This window comes from Paenibacillus sp. IHB B 3415, assembly GCF_000802655.2.
Lineage (GTDB): Bacteria > Bacillota > Bacilli > Paenibacillales > Paenibacillaceae > Paenibacillus_AQ > Paenibacillus_AQ phytohabitans.
The window spans coordinates 54,957-75,188 of the sequence record NZ_JUEI01000008.1 but is presented as its reverse complement, the minus strand read 5'-3'; the positions used below and the strand labels follow the sequence as shown (position 1 = coordinate 75,188).

At 35.3% G+C, this 20,232-nt stretch carries 17 protein-coding genes; 3 read left to right on the top strand and 14 right to left on the bottom strand.

What is annotated here, in order from left to right:
- Nucleotides 1-164 precede the first annotated feature (164 nt).
- Nucleotides 165-1,232: a hypothetical protein gene (locus tag QW71_RS05295; RefSeq protein ID WP_039294351.1), complete on the bottom strand. Its 1,068-nt coding sequence runs from the start codon at nucleotides 1,230-1,232 to the stop codon at nucleotides 165-167.
- Between the two features lie 470 nt (nucleotides 1,233-1,702).
- Between QW71_RS05295 and QW71_RS36920 the strand changes: the two genes are divergently transcribed.
- The gene (locus tag QW71_RS36920; protein ID WP_052769901.1) at nucleotides 1,703-1,888 is read left to right on the top strand and encodes an ATP-binding protein; all 186 of its coding nucleotides are present in this window, start codon (nucleotides 1,703-1,705) and stop codon (nucleotides 1,886-1,888) included.
- A gap of 158 nt (nucleotides 1,889-2,046) precedes the next feature.
- On the opposite strand, the gene QW71_RS05285 is transcribed toward QW71_RS36920, so the two are convergent.
- The 12 genes from QW71_RS05285 to QW71_RS05225 form a co-directional block, all read right to left on the bottom strand.
- Nucleotides 2,047-2,769 (bottom strand): SDR family oxidoreductase, encoded by a 723-nt coding sequence (locus tag QW71_RS05285; RefSeq protein WP_039294348.1) that lies wholly within the window; start codon nucleotides 2,767-2,769, stop codon nucleotides 2,047-2,049.
- Nucleotides 2,770-2,773: 4 nt separating this feature from the next.
- Entirely contained in the window at nucleotides 2,774-4,018 is a 1,245-nt protein-coding gene (locus QW71_RS05280; RefSeq protein WP_039294346.1) for an AMP-binding protein, read from the bottom strand.
- Nucleotides 4,015-4,257: an acyl carrier protein gene (locus QW71_RS05275; RefSeq protein ID WP_039294344.1), complete on the bottom strand. Its 243-nt coding sequence runs from the start codon at nucleotides 4,255-4,257 to the stop codon at nucleotides 4,015-4,017. The genes QW71_RS05280 and QW71_RS05275 overlap by 4 nt, the downstream gene beginning before the upstream one ends.
- A gap of 2 nt (nucleotides 4,258-4,259) precedes the next feature.
- Nucleotides 4,260-5,270 (bottom strand): glycosyltransferase family 2 protein, encoded by a 1,011-nt coding sequence (locus QW71_RS05270; protein ID WP_039294342.1) that lies wholly within the window; start codon nucleotides 5,268-5,270, stop codon nucleotides 4,260-4,262.
- A 223-nt stretch (nucleotides 5,271-5,493) separates the two neighbouring features.
- On the bottom strand, nucleotides 5,494-6,393 hold the full coding sequence (locus QW71_RS05265) for a polysaccharide pyruvyl transferase family protein (RefSeq protein WP_160311778.1): 900 nt from the start codon (nucleotides 6,391-6,393) through the stop codon (nucleotides 5,494-5,496).
- A 471-nt stretch (nucleotides 6,394-6,864) separates the two neighbouring features.
- Nucleotides 6,865-7,836 carry an ATP-binding cassette domain-containing protein gene (locus tag QW71_RS05255; protein WP_039294332.1) on the bottom strand — a complete coding sequence of 324 codons (972 nt, stop codon included), beginning with the start codon at nucleotides 7,834-7,836 and terminating at the stop codon, nucleotides 6,865-6,867.
- 40 nt (nucleotides 7,837-7,876) lie between these two features.
- Complete coding sequence (locus QW71_RS05250) at nucleotides 7,877-8,635, bottom strand: ABC transporter permease (RefSeq protein WP_268794605.1); 759 nt, start codon at nucleotides 8,633-8,635, stop codon at nucleotides 7,877-7,879.
- Between the two features lie 42 nt (nucleotides 8,636-8,677).
- Nucleotides 8,678-9,478: an ABC-2 family transporter protein gene (locus tag QW71_RS05245; RefSeq protein WP_039294327.1), complete on the bottom strand. Its 801-nt coding sequence runs from the start codon at nucleotides 9,476-9,478 to the stop codon at nucleotides 8,678-8,680.
- A 21-nt stretch (nucleotides 9,479-9,499) separates the two neighbouring features.
- A complete protein-coding gene (locus QW71_RS05240) occupies nucleotides 9,500-10,396 on the bottom strand; it encodes a glycosyltransferase family 2 protein (protein WP_039294325.1) in 897 nt (298 codons plus the stop codon).
- A gap of 2,070 nt (nucleotides 10,397-12,466) precedes the next feature.
- A complete protein-coding gene (locus tag QW71_RS05235) occupies nucleotides 12,467-12,724 on the bottom strand; it encodes a hypothetical protein (protein ID WP_039294318.1) in 258 nt (85 codons plus the stop codon).
- A 399-nt stretch (nucleotides 12,725-13,123) separates the two neighbouring features.
- Nucleotides 13,124-14,569: a caspase family protein gene (locus QW71_RS05230; protein ID WP_039294314.1), complete on the bottom strand. Its 1,446-nt coding sequence runs from the start codon at nucleotides 14,567-14,569 to the stop codon at nucleotides 13,124-13,126.
- Nucleotides 14,570-14,811: 242 nt separating this feature from the next.
- On the bottom strand, nucleotides 14,812-15,849 hold the full coding sequence (locus QW71_RS05225) for a DUF4917 family protein (RefSeq protein WP_039294311.1): 1,038 nt from the start codon (nucleotides 15,847-15,849) through the stop codon (nucleotides 14,812-14,814).
- A 204-nt stretch (nucleotides 15,850-16,053) separates the two neighbouring features.
- On the opposite strand from QW71_RS05225, the gene tcmP reads away from it, so the two are divergent.
- Nucleotides 16,054-17,340, top strand: coding sequence for a three-Cys-motif partner protein TcmP (gene tcmP, locus QW71_RS05220; protein WP_039294306.1), 1,287 nt, complete (start codon nucleotides 16,054-16,056; stop codon nucleotides 17,338-17,340).
- Between the two features lie 52 nt (nucleotides 17,341-17,392).
- Nucleotides 17,393-18,136 carry a DUF5131 family protein gene (locus tag QW71_RS05215; protein ID WP_039294305.1) on the top strand — a complete coding sequence of 248 codons (744 nt, stop codon included), beginning with the start codon at nucleotides 17,393-17,395 and terminating at the stop codon, nucleotides 18,134-18,136.
- A 127-nt stretch (nucleotides 18,137-18,263) separates the two neighbouring features.
- On the opposite strand, the gene QW71_RS05210 is transcribed toward QW71_RS05215, so the two are convergent.
- Nucleotides 18,264-20,231: a TnsD family Tn7-like transposition protein gene (locus tag QW71_RS05210; RefSeq protein WP_039294304.1), complete on the bottom strand. Its 1,968-nt coding sequence runs from the start codon at nucleotides 20,229-20,231 to the stop codon at nucleotides 18,264-18,266.
- Nucleotide 20,232 lies beyond the last annotated feature (1 nt).

The window sequence follows — 20,232 nt, the reverse complement described above, 5'->3', positions numbered from 1 at the left end:
GGAGTTATCCACATTTTTTTGCATTGTATAATTTCCTAAACAATAAAAAAGCTGCACCTCCAATTGTATGTCCGTGACTAACAATTGGAGGTGCAGTAATACTGTTATGGATGTAAATGAAGGAGCGATTTTATACTGCAAAAAATTCTTTACTCCCACTACTTTTAGGGAAGAATCTTTAACATTTTATTCGCGGCTTCACTTTCATATTTCACTATTTCATCGATGATCATAGACAAGGAAATTAACTCATCATTCATGATACTTGTACGTATATTCAACTTTTTTCTTGCGATAAGCTGATAACTCTTTTGTTTGAAACTCCCCCACAAGCTTCGAATCTGTTCATAGCGATTGCACAAGTCCTTTGAATCCTGATCATTAATATATCCATATTCATTTAAACGTTTGATTAAGTTAAAATTTCTTACATGGAATTGCTGGAATTGAGCGACCCTCGTCTTAAATACTCCAAACTCCTCTATTTTGGAAAACAAATCCACAAAATTCTTCCCATAGGTTTTTATTCCGGCCAACCCGATTTCGTAAAGCAAATTATATTCCGATCCCAACCCATCGTGAGTCAACAAGTTATTGCACATTTTTTTTGCCTTTAACAAAGAAACTTCTCTATTTCCCATTAAATTAAAATTGTTATTCGGTTTATATAGAACGACTTCGATATTTTTACCATGAGAAATAAAATCTTCGCAGGATGCCTTGATTACAGAGTAAGGAAGATCATAATATTGCATAGTCCCAGGTATCATACAGTCCTCAATGGTCTTTAAACTCTGCTGTGATGGATCATATCCGTAGATGAAAACGGGATGTTCCATGTGATACTTCCCTGCTTCCCTTCCATCAAAATAAAAAAATCTATCTACCTTGAAAAATACACAATATCCGTCATGAAGTGCTGTTTTTAAAACATCATTTAAGAATATTGGATTATATTCATTGAAACTGTACTCTTTTTTTTCAAAAAGCTGATCTAAAAAATCCATGAAAAACATAACTTTGGGTGTAAAGTACCCCTCAACAAAAAACTTCACCTCCTCTCCATCATAATTAAATTTTTGATCGATAATTTTATTGTGATAGGTAACTTCTGCATGAAAAATAATATCCTTGAAGTTTTCATTTATACACATAAGCATCGAAATCAAATTATTCTTAATGCAATCTAACCATAAGTCATTATATGGCCTTATATTAGAGAAGTTTGCCAAGTTGTTGAATCCCCCTTTTAATCAATTTCAAAATAAATTCAAGGTTATACATGTCAGAGAGTATTTCTTGAATAAAATCCATACGGCCGAATATGGTATGAAGCTTCGTGTTGTGAAGGTTCCTAGACATGCTGGTGATGTATACAGCATTCCTTTCTAATTCATGCCGCTTTTCAAAACCATAGCGGTAATCCCAGATTCATTTGCAATATTTGGGCTGAAGTAAAGAAAAGTTGAACCTGAATCGGGAAACTTGATGAAGAGTCTACGCTCGAACGTAGTATTACAGTCGCCCGTTAAGCCACCTTTCCCATTCGTCTGGAAGGCTATAATCTGAACGCTCTGCGCCTGCCTTCCGCCTGAGTACGGACGAGCTTGGCCATTGCACTGGGCGTGAAAGCTTGTGATTATGGAAGAATGGGGATATCTGCCGATGGGCTGAGAGGAATCGCAACTGCTGTTTCAGATGATTGCCGCCAGTTGCGAACGCTGTAGCCTTCCTGACTAAGAATCTGGAGTTCTCTCAATGGGGCTCCATCTTTATCGACGATCAGATGGATGCTGCTATGATTGAACGGCTCGCTCACCATGGGCAGTTAAGTGTCTTTGAAGGCAAGAGCTACCGGCCGAAGCATGCTCTGAAGCGCCAGAAGTGACGGTGACAACTGAAAAATCCACCAAGGATTTCGGATGATCCAACCAAGGAATTCCACTTGACAAAACACATTTTGAAAATAGGCGACTTATCATTTACATGCCCCAAAGGATTACCTGCAAACTTATTGGTATTCAACAATGTCTGTACATAGATGCTTCAGATTGTCCCATTATCAACAAATATATTTCCACCTGTAATAGATTCTGATTTCTCAGTCAATAGAAAAAGAGCAGTTTCAGCCACACTTTCTATACTTGTTTCTTTTTTAAGTGAAGTTCTTTGGTAAATCCGTTTTTTATGTTCCTCCGATAGAGTTGAACTCATAGAGGTGTCCATAAAACCTGCAACTATGCAATTTGAACGGATACCGAGCTTTCCCCATTCCCTTGCAACACCTTTAGAGAAAGCCTCAACTGCACCTTTTGTCGCAGCATACATACTTAACCCTTTGTATGAAGTATGTGCACTTACAGATGATACAAAAACAATGGATCCTTTGCATTTATTCAGTAACATGTCCCTAATTACATATTTCGTTAATTGCATAGCTGCAAAAACATTAACTTGAAACATTTCTGTTAACTCATCAATATTTAGATTCGTAACCAAATCATCATATGCAACAGCCGAATTATTAACTAATCCCACAATGGGCCCATAATGTTTCAACTTGTTTAAGTATAAGTTCCTAATACCTTTTATATCGCTCAGATCATAGGTAATGTGATGAAAACGTTCTCCATACTCTTCATAAAGATCCTTGAAAATCTCATGACTAGCACGACTTATCCCTAAAACAGTGTAGTTGGTATCCGTAAGTATTTTATTTACAATCGCACTGCCAACACCTCTTGAGTGACCGGTAACTATAATTACCATTATCTCACCTCAGCCTCTTCCCTGATCGAGTTTTACCTAATTGCTGGACTATATTAATGATTCTTGGTACTTTCCAGCTTTGCAGGTGTTCTTTAGCGTATTGCTTAACAGCATTCTTAATGACCAATTCATCTATATCATGGGTTTTAATCACATCTGCAACTATAATATTATTCGTAAACCGATTTGTTTCTCCCCTAATTACTAGGTCTAAAACACCATCAACATTTCGTAGAATAGATTCTATTTCAGTAGGATTGACCATATAGCCGCCAACATTAATTAGTTCAGACTTTCTAGTAATAAACCGAATCTTATTTTCACTGAACTCCACAATATCTCCCGTTGAATACCAATCATTGTCACTCTGAAGAACTGTTGAACCTTCTAATAACGAACGATGTATTCGAAGTTCACCCTCTTCAGTGATCCTTGTATACCTTTGAATTATTTCATTACTCTCAAAAAATTCTCCCTGACCGACAAACAAACTACCGGTTTCAGTCGATGCATAAATGTTTAATATTTTTGAATTAGGAAAAGTCATGCGTACCAATCCCTCTAGTGAAGCATCATATTTTTCGCCTCCGAAAGTTACTCGTTTCACTAAAGGATAGCTTTTATTTAAGTAAATTAAAGTATTTCGATAATAGGTCGGTGTTGCAGATATATGTGTAATATTGTATTTTTCTAATAAATCTCCCAACATTTTTTGACAATCTGCAAACGAATATATTATTGAGTTTTTATTAAAGAATGCTTGAAAAAAAACCTGTATACCTGCAATGTGCGTTGGATTATATGCAAATGCCCAAATATCATCTGAGTGCCTGTCTGTACATTTTATATTTTTAACAAAAGTATTTATGTAGTGGGATATTCGTTTGGGTTTTCCAACTGTCCCTGAGGTATGTAACGTGATGCGCCAATTTTTACAACTTGATTCAATTTCGGTTATCTCTGGCAGGGTGTTAATTCTTCGCCTTTTTTCATCTACTCTCTCTACAACTTGGGATAAATGATCATAATCTATTCCACGATCAATTGATTCTAATTTTGATAAGTCTCCATCTATTATCTCGATCTCATAGTCATGAATTAAACTGTGAATGATATGTTTAAAAATTTTATAGGGGTCATTATTTTTGTAAAATACATAGTAACGATGCTCGTACATTTCATCTAGATCTGAGATCAACTTTGCATAAGTATAATTCATTCCATTAACACTCATGAAAATTTTATTCATCTCTTTAACTCCAACCTTTGGAGTACATCCTTCACCGTATATACATGTGCGCCCTCAAAGATATCAACACCAAACTTTGCTTCAATTCTCACAGTCAGTTCAGCCATATCAAAGGAATCAAAATGTAAATCTTCCCTTAAATTATCATTTAAATTAAGTATAGGATATGTATCCCCAGTGTTAACCGAAAGCATTTCATTAATAATGATCTGGATCTCTTCTAAGAAATTATTTTGCATAATTATTCTCCTATTATTTTATAGTCCAATATTTTGTTCTTACGACTAACAAATTCATTTATTTTCGATAACAAAATAGACGGATCTTTCTGTAAGCAATGCAATAAAAAGTTTATTCCTTCAGCACTTGCCTCTCCCTTTACATCAGCGTTTAATAGATACATTTCTAAACTATTATATTTATTTAATAGATATTTAATGTTAGCAAACTGTTGCTGTCTTTCCTTAGGATTTCTAGGGTGTTCTTGATGGTAATTACTAGCCTTTCTACTAAACCTAAAAGTATAATCTTGCAAATATAACTGATAGGAAAGGTCTACATCTTCTGCTCCATATCTTTTGAAATTCGTATCATAATGTATACTAGAGGTTAATTTACTTTTATCGAACGCTATGTTACCTCCATAGGCCTTTGTCCAGCCAAGGTTATATCCAATTAAGTCTTCGCCGAAACGATCTACAATGGGTAACAAAGATCCTGGGTCGAACACAGAGAGTGCCCACTTTTCTAATATGGTATCAAAACTACTTGTTAAATCTTCAGCAGTGAAAACTTGTACAATATCTTCTATTTTTGCTAATAAAGGATGCTTTTCAAACAGATCCATAAATTCAGAAAATTCAAGGGGAAAATGATTAGTATAATAGGATAATATTCTATACTGCTGGCCAATACTTACAACTTTATTATCTCGATCAAGAGCGGTTTTATGTTCAGAAATGAAAGAAGGAGATGGGATCCTATCGTCATCAGTTATAATGACATACTTCCCATTTGCAGCATCCAATGCCTTATTCCTTGCTGCAGCGATTCCACTGTTTGACTGATGTATATTTACAATGTTTAATTTGTTACTGTATTTACGAATTACCTTCTGCGTATCGTCCGTACTTCCATCATCTACAATGACTATTTCAAAATTATCATTATCTTGAAGTGTATACCCAGCCAATGTAATATCTAAATACTTATCTTTATTACATGTGCTAGTGATAACAGAAATTTTTGTCATGTATATTCCCCCTATTTTTTAAACGAGTGAAGTTAACCTCTAGGTAAGAAAGACGTATAAGGGAACCTGAATTAATTGGTTCACATTACAAAAAATATATCGGAAACGCCTCTGTCCATTTCACTACATTGTGCCAGGCGTATAACATGACTTTGGCGTAAATAGACGGGCCTTCATGGGCAAAGGGAAGGCCCACACCTAGCGCACACATGCTTTGGTTTATTTAAGATTCCAAAGCATCTTTAAGAAATTGAAGTGAATTATGACGAAATGTACTTGTTTTTGATTCGTCTATATGATGAAAAGTAACATCATCAATATTTGGAATATTTGCTGAATCATAAACATAGCAAGAAGATAAGCCAAACGTATCCAGCAGAGCTATTAGTCTTGAATCCATTGATTTGGGGTCTTGTGGATTATCAGATACCGGGAAAACCAAAAATGGAACCTTATATAAAATGGCAAAAACAGCCCCATGAAAAGCACTAGTAATAAAATACTTAGCGTGTTTTATGTACCCTACAAATTCCTTCGGACCAACCGTAGCTGCTCCAGCAGTTGCAAGAGATATAATCTCGTATCCGTACTTTTTTGAAAGTGCTTCAGCATATTCCTGAACCCCTGTAATATCTCGTAAATCATAAGTGAGTATATAGGCTTTTTCTGCCGGAGTAGTAGCTATATCATCCCATTCGGATTTATCAAGAAGCATTACAGGATCCAATACATGAGTAACCTCTCCATTTTTCATCTTTTCCACAAAAGGGATTGCACTTTTTTCACGAACAGAAACAAAGTTCAAGGAATTAACATGTGGAGCAAGGACTTTTTTTCGATCAGGCCCTATTTCTGCACCTCCCATGCTTGCTGCGTATGCAATTTTCGTTTTTGATGCTGGAACAAAAGAAAGTGCCATACAGGGTAAAATGTCATCGGAAATAACCCAAGGCAAACCCCAGATTTGGTCGCTACCGCAAACAAAAATATCGTAATCATCAACACATTCTGCAATATCAGATACTGTATATAAGCGTTCACTATGGGGAATACTTTCAGAAAAAGTCCTAAAATATTCAGCACTTTTAGCACTTTCATATGCTTGTAAAGGGAAATAACCCAAGGCAAACCCCAGATTTGGTCGCTACCGCAAACAAAAATATCGTAATCATCAACACATTCTGCAATATCAGATACTGTATATAAGCGTTCACTATGGGGAATACTTTCAGAAAAAGTCCTAAAATATTCAGCACTTTTAGCACTTTCATATGCTTGTAAAGTGTATTCGTTTAGCCACTTGAATGCAATTTGCTCACATTGAAATCCTAACATAGCTATAGCTTTTTGCAGTGCATAAGCTCCAAGTTGGCCACCGTAATTATAGTTTTTGTAATAAAGAGTAATAATTCCAACTCTTTTCATAATAATCTCCATTCCGACTACGTCAGCACAAACAGGAATGAAAGAAAGTGCTGAAATGTCTACATAAGTTTGAATTTGTAACAGTGTAGCGTAATAAATCTACTAACATAATTAGTTATTTTTGAACAGTTCATAGACCCTTCGCTTAGTTTTATCATTTATATTCTTATTATTTGTACAAATTTTTCAAAATATCTTCCAGGGACGATTCTCGTACCCGAATATCCACCACGTTATACCGGGAAGCAACATAGCTGATAGCTTCTCCCGTTCGCATTTGATCATGAAGGATTTTATAGAAATGTTTTTGTGTTTCGACTCTTTGCAATTGAAAATGTTCGTGAATTATTGGTGGTATAGCCTGATCGAACTCTACCTCTAAAATATAATCGGTTTCTTTATATTTTTCGTGGAAATCAATTTGTTCACCATCAAATAATAATTTTCCCTTGTCGATTAACACAAGCCTTTGAGCAACTTCTTCAATATCTTTAGTATCATGCGTGGTAAGTAGAATAGTGGTATTCTGCTCTTTGTTAATTTGTTTCAAAAATTCCTGAACTCTATCTTTAACAAGCACGTCTAAACCTATGGTTGGCTCGTCAAGGTAAACTACTTGGGGTTGATGCAAAAAGCATAATGCCAAATTTGCTCGCATACGTTGCCCTAAGCTTAACTGTCTCACAGCCTGAGATAAAAAATCACCCATATCTAGCATTTCAATAAGTCTATCTCGCTGACGTTTATAATCCTGGGGCTTGATTCTGTACATAATCTTAAACATTTCAAAAGTATCACGCACAGGTAAATCCCATAGCATTTGAGAACGCTGCCCAAACAATACCCCAATTTTAAGGGCGTTCATTGTGCGGTTCTTGCAAGGATCATGACCAAACACACGCACTGCACCCGAACTAGGAGTAAGGATACCCGTTAGCATTTTAATTGTTGTAGATTTACCTGCACCATTTGGACCTATAAAGCCCACCATCTCTCCTTGTTCGATGTTAAAATTGATATTTCTCACAGCACATTTTTTGGTATAGCTAGGTCTAATAAATTCTGCAAATACGGAACGATTGCTTTCACGATTACGGATTTTATAATCCTTAGTCACATTTGATAATTCTATTAGTGGCATGAGCCCACCTCCTACGATGAACATAATTTAAGTTTCACTTTCACGTACCTGCACTTTCATACTTGCTACTTAAAACCTGCCAACACAAAGCTGTAATACCAACCAAAAAAACAGCAACGATTGGTGACAGCCACATAGTTATTTGCGGCATTATACCATCTTCTTTTCCAAGCAAAACTTGAATGGGGTAGTAACTGGTAAACCCAAAGGGTAGTATTGTTGTAAATACAAGTACAATAGCACGCGGATAAATTGTAATAGGATACTGAGTAAAACTCCGCCCTTCCGAATAAAACATGCTCGTAGGTGACTTAGAACGAGTCCGGAGCGCAGGCATGTCACATATAAGCATCATACAAGCGTTAATAACCGCCCCACTAATAATGACTATTACAAACCAAAACCAATGTAGTACAGTCCAAGAGATACCAAGTTGCACAATGCTATACACCAAAACCCCTATCGATAATGAAATATGCGAAATAAATCCGGCATTATATGAGGTAGCCATTACATATAAAAATGGTGACATTGGGCGAGTATACGCCTCATCAAGTTGTCCGTTAATAGCCATATTAGGAAAACTTCTGCACATATGCGTAGTGAAAGAGGCTCCCAAAGCATATGTCAATAACCATACGGCATACATAAAAATGATTTCCGTTGACTCCCAGCCAGCCAATGAACCAAAATTCCACACCATTAAAAACAACATTAGTATTGAAATACTATAGCTAAACCATTGTGCAACAATACCTCCTATAAACGCTCCAGAGTACTCAAAACTTGATCGATACACATATTTAATAATTGTAAAAAACACTCGCAAAGTATTCAGAATTCATCCCCCCTGAACTACAATTTTATATTGAACCCTACTCCAAACAAATCGCTCTAAGGCAAACAACAAAGCAATCCAAAATACTTGCATTACTAGAGGCGTAGCTATATCACCACCACGTATACGTCCCAAATAAATTTCCATAGGAATAAATAACGAGAATTGGAATGGTAAAACATCACTGACAGTTCTTAACCAATCGGGGTAAAACCATAGTGGCAAGACTGTGCCACCAAACAATATAAACAATGCGCCTTTGTACAAGCGAATATACCAAAAACCCATAAGCCAAAAAGCTGAATAGCTTATTATCAGGTCAATTAAAATATATATGATTCCTCCCATTATTGCGGCTAAAATAAAGATGCTAAAATTTAACGCGGATACAGGGGGTAAAATCCCGATAAACACGGTAGCTGCAATAAAAATAGGGAGAGAACTTATAAACGTACTTACAACCGCCTTTGAATGCAAGCCCATCAAAAGTTGAAAATGATACGAACATGGTCTTGTAAGTGCAATTGAAATATCCCCCGAATGGATATCCTTTCCAATATATTCACTAAATGTCGATGTTGTCCACACCATAAGAATATCCATTACTACAAAATAAGTTATAGTTTCAATTAATGTAGAATCTCCGCCATTTCCTGTCCCAAATAAAGCCATCCACAATGCGTAACGCACCCCCAACATAAACAATGCTGAAGTTACCCCCGCAAAAATATTGGTGCGATAGGTTGTAAACTGACGAACACCTTTGACAATTGTTATGTAGTATAAATTAAATGCATTTCTCACGTAGGACACACCTCTTTTTTTCTACAAGCTGATTTGTAGTAAAGAATCTATAAATTTCTCTCTATCTTGCATATCCCAGCTTTCTAATTTACGCGCGATCTCATCCCATTTCGAATAACATTCATATTTTGGTGCAGGAGAATATTCAACTCTAAATAATTCAGAATTAATATTAAATTTATTGTTATTGCTATTTAAGTAGTCTATAGTCCTCCTTAGCTCGTCACCATAAAAAGGGTAAAAATCTTCCTCCCATTCTCCATTAGATTCCTGTTTAAGTTTTTTAAGGGTTTTATTAATAAACGAGCCTGTCCATTTGAAATGATGAACCTGGCAGATAATTTCATTTTTTATTATATGATCTTCAGTAATAACTGCATGGTGGCTGCCTTCACTCAACGTTATGTGTCCTTTACATGCGGTTATTTTATATGGCCATGAATAGGCAACAGGAAAAGCAAAAAATCCGCAGATAGGATATTGTTCCCAAATTGATTTATCATAAATTATTAATGGTAAATCTCCATCGTGTGCAAATCGATCTAACAAACAGCCTGAAATGTAATCAACGTTGTCAGTTTTAGAATTAATTATTTTTTTAATATCATTTGGGTAAATCTGAAATTCATCAGAATCAGCAACAATAAACCAATCATCGCTATATTTACTCATTGTTTCATTTATCAATGATGTTGATATTGCACCGCTCCAATTTCCTGTATATATTTTTTCGGGAGTTATGCCTTTCTCTCGAAATACTAACAGTTTTTCATCGATTAGATGAAGCATATCCTGAGGCATATGTAAAATTATGTGAAAATAATCAACTCCCATTTTTTTGTAGTGGTCTATAAAAAACGGAAATAGTTCTAAATCTGATGAAAAAACAGAACATAATCTTAGAATTTGTTTCTTCATACCTACCTACCTACCTTCTAATTATTTTATGAATATCTAAATAGCTCATAATAATGATACGCACGCCACCTGTGAATTGGTTTTGGTAATATACCTAACATCAGACGATCATAAGTGAACTGGTTCTCAAGGACAAAGGCCACAGCCCCTTTGGCTTCATTGATGTAACCTTGCAGCAGTCCTGATTGTAGAAACTCAATAGCTTTTGCATTCTGGAAGCGCCGGACTGATCGCCTTACACCGTGTCTGTACTATAAAATTCAGATCGAGAAACAATGTAAATGACATGCACTGTCGGATGATCTCCTGATTAAGTATCATAGTTAACCAGACCGTTACAGAATGAGTCGACCATGCCTGATCGATCTCTTTTACATCAGCCTGTTATGTAGGCATCGGCATTTGAGAAAGCGTTATCAATAAGTCGTTTTGCAAACGACGAAAATGGAAATCCATTCACAGTCGAGCATCCAACTGAAGATGAGAAAGAATAGGATACGGTAATGCGATTTGCCGCAGGAGAGACCACGAATGGCGTCGGCTAATTTTATTTTTGTGAGAGACGAAAAGATTTTGCTGCTTTTGAAACGGCCCTTTCATTTTCTAAGTTCAATGCATAATTTGGAGTCAAGCCATTCTTTTGATAGTTCCTTAAAAATTTCATAGTGATTTTTTACTGAGTCCCCGGCCCACCCCAAGTTAATCAAACACTCGGTATATTTCCCTCTACACATCACCACCCTTATGAAATTAGCATCATCACGACAAGTAGATAAGTTGCAAAAATGGATAAAAAAACAAATTATCATTTGACAAAACAGTTAAAATTATATTTTTTTGGTATTGAAGGATCATTTATCCACCAACATCGTTCATGGTAAAACATTATTATCCATTTGTCTACAGTATTTTACATTATCTATAATTTTCAGGGTATCTTCTTTAATTTGTATAGTCGATTTAGTAAAAATATTTAAATTAGGAATCTGCGGTCGAATGGTATCATACATATTTTTGAACAGCAGTATACCAGCAAAGCGATATACAACTGCCTAAACACTGCATTGAGTATCATTCCGAACAAGGCAGAGACGTTTAAATGCTGCCTGATACACCTGATAAGTTTTAGATGCGCCAGCGCAGCTTAGAGATGTCCCAAATTTCCTAAGCCAAAACCAGCTTCAGACTTGTCGCCACGCGATATACGAGGATCTGTTGCACGTAAGCGGAAACAATTTTTTTACGGTTCCAAGCTGATACATTAGTTCTTGCTCAATGAAGGATTCGGTAGATCGCCTCCTTTCCCCCTCAATTCCTCTCCCTTTACTCCCACAAGGCTTTTCCTCATATTTAGAACCCCATTCTTTATTACAATAAACCGCTAAAAGTTTAAGCTAAAACCCGAAAAAACACACGAGAAAAACAAAAATTGGAGGGAAATTCTAAGCATAAAAGAAAAATAAGTTTGTCGTGAGAATATAAGTGAGAGAAAGCCTAAAAGTGCAGGTGTGGTCCGGGTTTCATAGGATTCTGCATGCGCGAGGAGAAGCCTGGGAAAAGGTTTGGGAGGGCATGTGGAATTCGTGGACTGAGAGCCAGGAAAAAAGAAAAGCCGAGCGAGAATTAGAAGTGGATACCTGAAATTCGCTCGACTTGGTGGCAAACTTTAAGTGATGAGTGACAGGCTTCCGAAGGCAGCCTCAATTAGAGTCATGTTGTATATTCTAGATGTCAGTTCTGTAGACAGTTGAAGACCTTCTAGTAGTATTACCGAATCCAAACAGACAACAGATATGTCAGGTGTAAAAAACTCTGGAACCAATTTTGTTGATTCTATTGGGTTTACAGTGTTACATAAAAAAAGTCAAAAAAAGAATGTGTGGAACCACTATAAAATACTATGGAAAGAAACTTGGAAACTAATCTAACTGACCAAAATTTAAAGTTAATCGTCTATAATTTTATTCATAATATTATCTGAAATCCCTCTGCCGGACCCAATACCATGCCTGATGTGTGAATATAACGTTATAAGTTGCCAGCACCTTCATCGCGAAACATTCAAATTAATCACTTAATATAATCCCTAAATTTATTTTCCATCTTAACAAGCTGATTTTCAAAAATAGATATAAGATCATCTAAAATATGATGCGTTTTATCTTGCACTTGATGTCTGAATTTTATTGTGTCTGCGGAGATTCTGGCGTTTGTTCCGAATTCATCATCTGCAAGCTCAAGTGAGATTAGCGGATGATGAACCGATTCAAGAATAAGTTTATCTTTTCTTTCTCTGATTCCTCCATAGAGAGCACCATCGATTTTCACTTCAGATTCTGTTGCTGAACTGATTAGACTTGATAATAAATCAAAATATTTTAATAGATGTTCAAACGGTGCATTCCCCTTAATAAAGTGATAGCTTGATGAAGCGGCCGTTAGTCTAATACTTTATTTTTCAGTTTTGCTCTTTATTTTCTACAGACAATATACGCAAAAAAGAGCCGTCCTCAAAATGCAGGACGGCTCATTAATGTAATTTGGTCCCAGACTTTCTTTACTGGTTCCTAACTTTCTTATCACCAGACATTTGTGTCCCGTGATATAAATCTGTGAAACTAATTTTGTTGATTTTACTGAGTCTATAGAATCATGTGATAAACACGAAAAAAAGAAAGTGTAAAACCACTAGAAATTACCAAGAAAAGAATATTTAAAACTACTTTGTTAACGAATCCGACCATTTAGCTCAATACGGCTTGGGTCAACATTTGAATATTGCTTAGTCCGGTAGCCAGCAAAAGATACTTCTGTAATAGTTCCATTTTTAATCTTAAAATCCAACTTTTCAATACGTTCTACAGTCCCTGTTAGTATCAAATATCCAACAGTCATTACACGTATTCTGTTAATACTATATCCTTCATTCTGCAGACTTGAAATTATATTCGGTACAACTTTAAGGCTGCCGTTTGTAGGGCTATTTATCAAGCTTTCTAAAAATATATCTTCCCATAAAGAAGTACGATCTTTTTCGTCTCCAAATAATATCCGCTCTGCACGAATAGTTGCAATTTGATCAGAAGTAAATCTTCTCCCCGATCCCCCACCATACTGCATTTCCATAGAGGCTGTTTCGTGCTTACCTTCAATTTTCCTCAGTTCAACCTCCATTATGTCCCCTGAACTTGTTGAGGAAATAGTTATATTCTCTATTCTTATCAGATACGCTTGATTTCTTATAGCAAAAACGACTACTGCTTTTTTATCATTAATCTTACGAAACTCATTCTCCACTTCCGGGACTGGGTTATTAATATTCAACTTATATATGCCTGTCCTGAGCTCTGAAAATCCGTTGTGTTCACTACTTATATTGCCCAACCAGTAACTGGTTCCTGAGCTATCTAAGACTGTCTCCACAACTGACTCTTGAGCATGATTTCCTTCTTCGCTTCTTAATACAATTCGTCTTATTTCAATAGGCTGCCCCTCAAGTGTTGAGGTACAAATAGCTGGGACTTGAACACCAGATTGGAATTCAGCGGTTAACTTTGAAGAGATGAAAGAATAAAGAGTATAAATATCTATTTTCCCTTCTTGATTGGCGGCTGCTCCCGATAATCCTTGGATTAAATAATCACTGAATGCTCCATGACCATTTCGATCATAAGCATATTGATGGGCTTGACATGCAGCAATCACTACTTTTCCTGTACCTATAATTTGTAGCCCTCTTAAAATATCCTTACTCCGGGTAATCGAGCCACTATGGCATGTATCTAATAGACTAATAATTGCTCTTGCTTCTGAGTTGTCTATCATATCTTTTAATTCAGCCATTTTTATCATTGAAGATTCTGTTAATGCAGTATCACCATCAAACGGTACTAAATACCCGTCTCCCTCATGTAAATGTCCATGTCCTGCCCAGAACAGAAAGAGTATATCATCACTCGTTGCACTTTCAAAAAAGGCCTTCAATTCCGTTGCTACTATTGATTTTTTTGCTATCGTTCCAGTAAATTCTTGTACATTCGCATCAAAGAAGTTCGAGGGGTTCTCCATTAATAATCGTTTTACTTCGCTTACATCATTAAGGGTGTTCGGTAAACCAGAAAAATCAGGAGAAATATTTTTATCTACTGCTACTAAAAAGGCTTTATAAGCCATCAGAAGCCCTCCTCGTTTTCAAGCTGCATCTCATATCCCATTTATTATATAATTCATTATAAAATCAAATAATTCCTAAGCACTTATGCCTTCAAGCTACCGAGATCATCCTCAATAGCCCGAAGGCATAATGAGTTCCATGGGAAAGTAGACATAATTTTGTAACTACAGTTCAAACGTCAGTTAGCGAGATGTATGACACGAGCAATTATACCCAGACTCATACTGCTACCCAGTTAATGTTATAACCCACTAAACTTATCCCATTCCAAACTAGACAGACATTCGAAAAAATTCCTGGAATCATAAAACTCAACTTCAACATCACAATCATGAAACGCTGAACTAATTTCTTTTTCAATTAATGCCTGCCGTTTTATATCGTATATACCGTAAGCAATTTTTTTAATATTTGACTGCTTTATAGCATCAATAAGATGTTTATCACAGTCTGCATCTAAAGATTGACCAAAAATGGTCAATCCTCCAGTAGTTTTTAGTAAGGCATCGTAACAATGTCTTAGGTATTTATTGTTATTAATTTTAGCTTTTTTTTGTTTCCACGTACCCTCAGAAACATATAGAGGAAGATATCCTTCATCATACGAATCAGTAATCGTTGTCAATAAAGTATTATCAGTGGTGCCAACAGGATTTCTTGCTCTAGTAATTTTTATAATTTCACCAGCATCCATGTATAAATGTAACGATCCATGTAGGTAATACAATCGCAGAGGGTTATCATCTTCGCTGACCCCAACACCTGCACCAAACATAATTGTATCTGTGTCAGTATCCCATCCGAATCCATCTGAGACTTTTCTAGAGTTACTTCTAATTTTATTTAATGCCCAGTATGCTAGTAGATCATAATTAGTAGTGAAAACCTTTTTCTTAAACATATTAAATGTTGTTTTTAAATGATTTATTTGCATGAGAGTCATTTCGTTAGCCTCTGGATGAACTTTTTTTACAGTTTCAATTAGTGATTGTTTAATTCTTTCATAACTTTCATCAAGTAGTACTGAATCAATCCCAAATATTTTATTCGTTTCCTTAGAGGTATGTAATGATCTTAATACTGTCTCAAAGTTGCTTGTTTCAAATACAGAAAAAAGTTGCTCATCATATTCTTCGAACAATTGTTTGGCTTCATCAAATAAGTTATTATACCTAAATCTACTACCAAAATAAATGGAGAACCCATTTCCAAACATTAAGTTATCTAAAAAAATGTTATTTTTGCTTACTAACTCCTCGTAATCAATTAGATCAGCCACGAAGACACTCCCCTCTTAGACTCATAACTCTATTCTCTGTATAGAAAATTCGACAGATCACTAAATTATCCTACATCCTCCATAAAAACAAATTCTTAATCGATAAAGAAAACAGGAGTAGATATTAACAAACACATATTTTATATACTTAGGATATTTATCCATGGTATAATCTGTGAAATTAGACCTATTGAGGTGAACTTAATGTCTAAAACAGGGGATAATCATTTTAACCATAAAGATATTCAAACACACTTGAAACATATCCTTTTGGAGGACTATTTAAAGAATTGGAGTCAAGTTTTTGCGAATGCAAATTACGGAAAGAAGATTAAAACGGTAAATTTCGTAGATGGCTTTGCTGGTCGTGGCTATTTTGATGACGGTAAAATGGGTTCTCCTCAAATTGCTATTAACCGCCTGCTTAATTTCCAAAATATCTTACAAGCGGAATACAGTAATGATTTGAGATTTAAATTTTATAATGTGGAATACAATACAGAATATCATCAAGAACTTGAGAAGATAAGACTTCGCTCTCCCTACCCGCATCAAATCCAAAACTTTTCAGGCAAATTCGAGGATCATCTAGACACTTTAATTCATTACACACAAGGTAAACCCACGTTTTATTTCATTGACCCTTTTGGATATAAGGGGGTCAACATGAATGATATGCATCGGATTATCCAACAACCCTCAAATGAGCTTTTAATTAATGTTATGAGTTATTCCTTGGTACGAAATATTACGATTAAATCCAGTGAAAATGAACTTTGCAAATTTTTTGGAGTGAATACTCTGCCTACGGATATTTCTAAGTACTTAAATTTAAGAAGGAACTCCAGCGACAGTCTGTCCCTTCCTTTAATGCAGGATCTATTGAAACTTGAAGATAACATTATTGAATTATACAAAACTCAAATTAAATCAGGGACTTCTAATGTCTACACACTCAGTAAAAGAATACATAGTCAAATTAACAACAATATTTATTTTCATTTGGTATTTGTTACTCGAGATCGAAAAGGATTAATCGAAATGAAAAAATCAATGGTCCAGTTCGAAGATCTACGAACAAAAGCTGAGAACCACTATATTATTCAAAACCAACTCAATGCATCAACCTTTCAAGATGATTTGTTTTCTGATACTAATCGTCATAACTCTTATGGATACAAGGAATTCGTTCAAGATTTTATGCTTCATTTTAATAAGAAGGAACATGTAACTTATGCAAAGATTATTGACTTTTACCTTCAATATTCGCCATTACCTTTTGAATCCAATGATAAGAAGTCTATTTCCGATTATGCCAAAACATTATTCTCTACAAACAAAAATCTAATTAAAACCGACAATTATGCATTTAAAGATTACCGTGAACGTGCTGAATGCAATACTATCAATTCTGGTCTGCCTCCATCTACTTTATCTAGATTAGAGAACAGACCTAAAGAAGTTCAACAAGTAGAATTTGAGCTATTCTGAACGCGCTCCAATTTCCAGGCTATGCTATACTTTGGTCAGGAGGGATCAATTAATGTCAACATCATCCAGTATTGAATGGACGGAAGCAACATGGAATCCCGTCACTGGCTGCACAAAAGTATCTGAAGGCTGCCGCAACTGCTACGCTGCTACGATGGCCAAAAGACTTCATGCAATGGGCAACCCTCGTTATGAAAATGAGTTCAAATTAACATTACATCCTGATCTAATTGAATTGCCTTTATCCTGGAAGAAACCGAGACGTATTTTTGTTAATTCTATGTCCGATCTTTTTCATAAAGATGTCCCCTTAGAATTTATACAACAAGTATTTGCTGTTATGGAAAAGGCATCTTGGCATACCTTTCAAATATTAACGAAGCGCTCGGAACGCCTTATGGAATTGGCTCCTTATTTACCATGGCCTCCAAATGTATGGCTAGGAGTCAGTGTTGAAAACAAAAAAGTGATTCAGCGTATTGAACATCTTCGAAATACACCTGCCATCGTTAAATTTCTTTCGATAGAGCCCTTAATTGGTCCTTTGGAGAACCTAAATCTCGAAGGTATTCAATGGGTTATCGTAGGAGGAGAGTCCGGATATGGGGCTAGACCAATGGAAGAAGCGTGGGTTGTATCCATTAAAGATCAATGCATTGCACAGAGCGTAGCGTTCTTTTTCAAACAGTGGGGGGGAGTTCAGAAACATCGCACGGGACGTTTACTTCAGGGAAGAACGTGGGATGAATACCCTTTAATACAACAATTAGCCGATCCTGAAATAATAGTTAACTAAAATGCTAACACAAATAGAGGAAGACATCTTTTTCGATTTATTCCATCTAGCATAAAGAGCCGTCCTTAGTATAGAACGGCTTTTTCAACATTTTTCCTTCCCCTCTTAGTTTAGATATCCCAAACTTCTAAGACTCTTTAAAGTCCCCACTTATATCCATCTCAATCAAAATATCATTTATTTTCTCCCTAACCTTGTCAGAACAATTCCGATAAGTTTTACTAAATTCCACAACTCTATCAACTGTTATATTACGATTTTGAGAGTTAAACATTTGCTTTATTATTATAGGAATATGTCTAATTTGATAGCCTTCCCTGGTCTCCTCAAATTTACTCAGAGTTTCTGCACATTTAGGTAAATTTTTTTTATTATTAGTATATTGATGTTTATCCTTTTCCATTAATGCATTTACTATCGAAAAACGTCTTATCCGATTAGTGGGATTAGTTGCATATATCTTTATTGCTGTCTTCTTAATAAGACTTGATAATTCATTATCCAACTTTTTAAAATCAAAATTTGTATATCTATATCCCTGCGGTGGTAATTTTTCTTCTATCCATTCTTTATCATGCCTAAGTAAATATACATATTCTTTATAAGCCATACGTTTTATTTCAGTACGTGTATGAGCACCTAAATCAATCTGAGATATTATTTCTCGGCATTGGTCTATCTTATTTTTAATATAAGCTGTTGCAGATCTTTCTCTGCTTGCAGCTAATAACTTGAAAACTTCTCCGGAGTCCCTATCTATAATTGAGCATTCATTACGATTTATCATCATGTTGCTTTTCTCATTCACATATTTCTTTACTCTCCAATAATCTATGTTAAGAAATTTCGATATCTCTTTGAGTGCATATCCCAAATCTCGTAATTCGAAGATTTTCTCAATACACTTGTAACCTAAAGATTTTATTATATATTCTCCATCTTTATAAGCTATTTCTTCATTGAGCCAACGTTTAGAATACGTAAAGCCACATACTTCACATTGAAACTCTCCATAAAACATATTTATGTTATTAGTTCGTTTACAATTATAAATGATTTGTTGATTATGTTCTGGACACAGCGGATTAAAACATTTCCAAGGCCCTGGCCCAAATGGTATAGGAATTGCATAACCAGTGTTATACTCAAGGAAACTAGTTATGTTGCCACATAAAAAGCGCATCATCAGAATATGCAGTATTATATGGTTGTGTACATTGCTTTTCCTGAACATATTTTGAAGAGTCTGATCAGAAAATAGATAATCAGAATCTATTCCGACAGCATCAAGTTGATCAGCACTATGGAAATCTATGAAATCTTTCATTAATTTTTTTATGGAATATTGTCCAGTAATGTCATGGATATATCCTTTGTTCCCAAGAACAATATTATATTGACCTAAAAGTTTTTGCTGATTGAAATCAACCATTCCAGTTGATAGGCGATAAATCTCTTCTGCAATCTGCAGTTGATAATCATGTCTTCTCTTACAAGGAATCTCACAATCATCTTCTGATCTATGCACATCATTTAATGAAGCCATATCAGTATCAGAGTACGAATTCGATAATTGCGCTTCGTTTGTAGGTAATTCTGGAATAAGTTTCACTTTATGCTCTGGACAAACTTCTAAAAAATGAATTTGTTGTTTAACATGCAGAAAGTGTTCTCCAAGCTTATTCTTTTCATCCTCCATACATATTGGACAAAATTTGTTTTCTTGGGATATCAAATTTGGACCAGCTGCATTAACTATTCTTCCAGAGAAATTTGTTCTTCCGCGACCACCACTCTTTACATCTTGATAAAAAGCATTTAGCTTCTCAACTGACATAAATGGCTTATAAAACATAAAGACGGTATGATTATTTAATATATGCTCTGTTGTTATTTGCGAGTTTTTAGGTATCCTAGAAATAAGATAATCTATATTTCTAGAAAAAAAGTGATTTTTGCTTGATTTCAAATCAAACAATTCTTTTTTACTATACATGAAATCAACATTTCCACTTATTATGTGGTAACGATAAATTGTACTCCGAAAATCCTCTCCTTGATACATTTTTGGAAAGAAAGCAAGTTCATTTGTCATG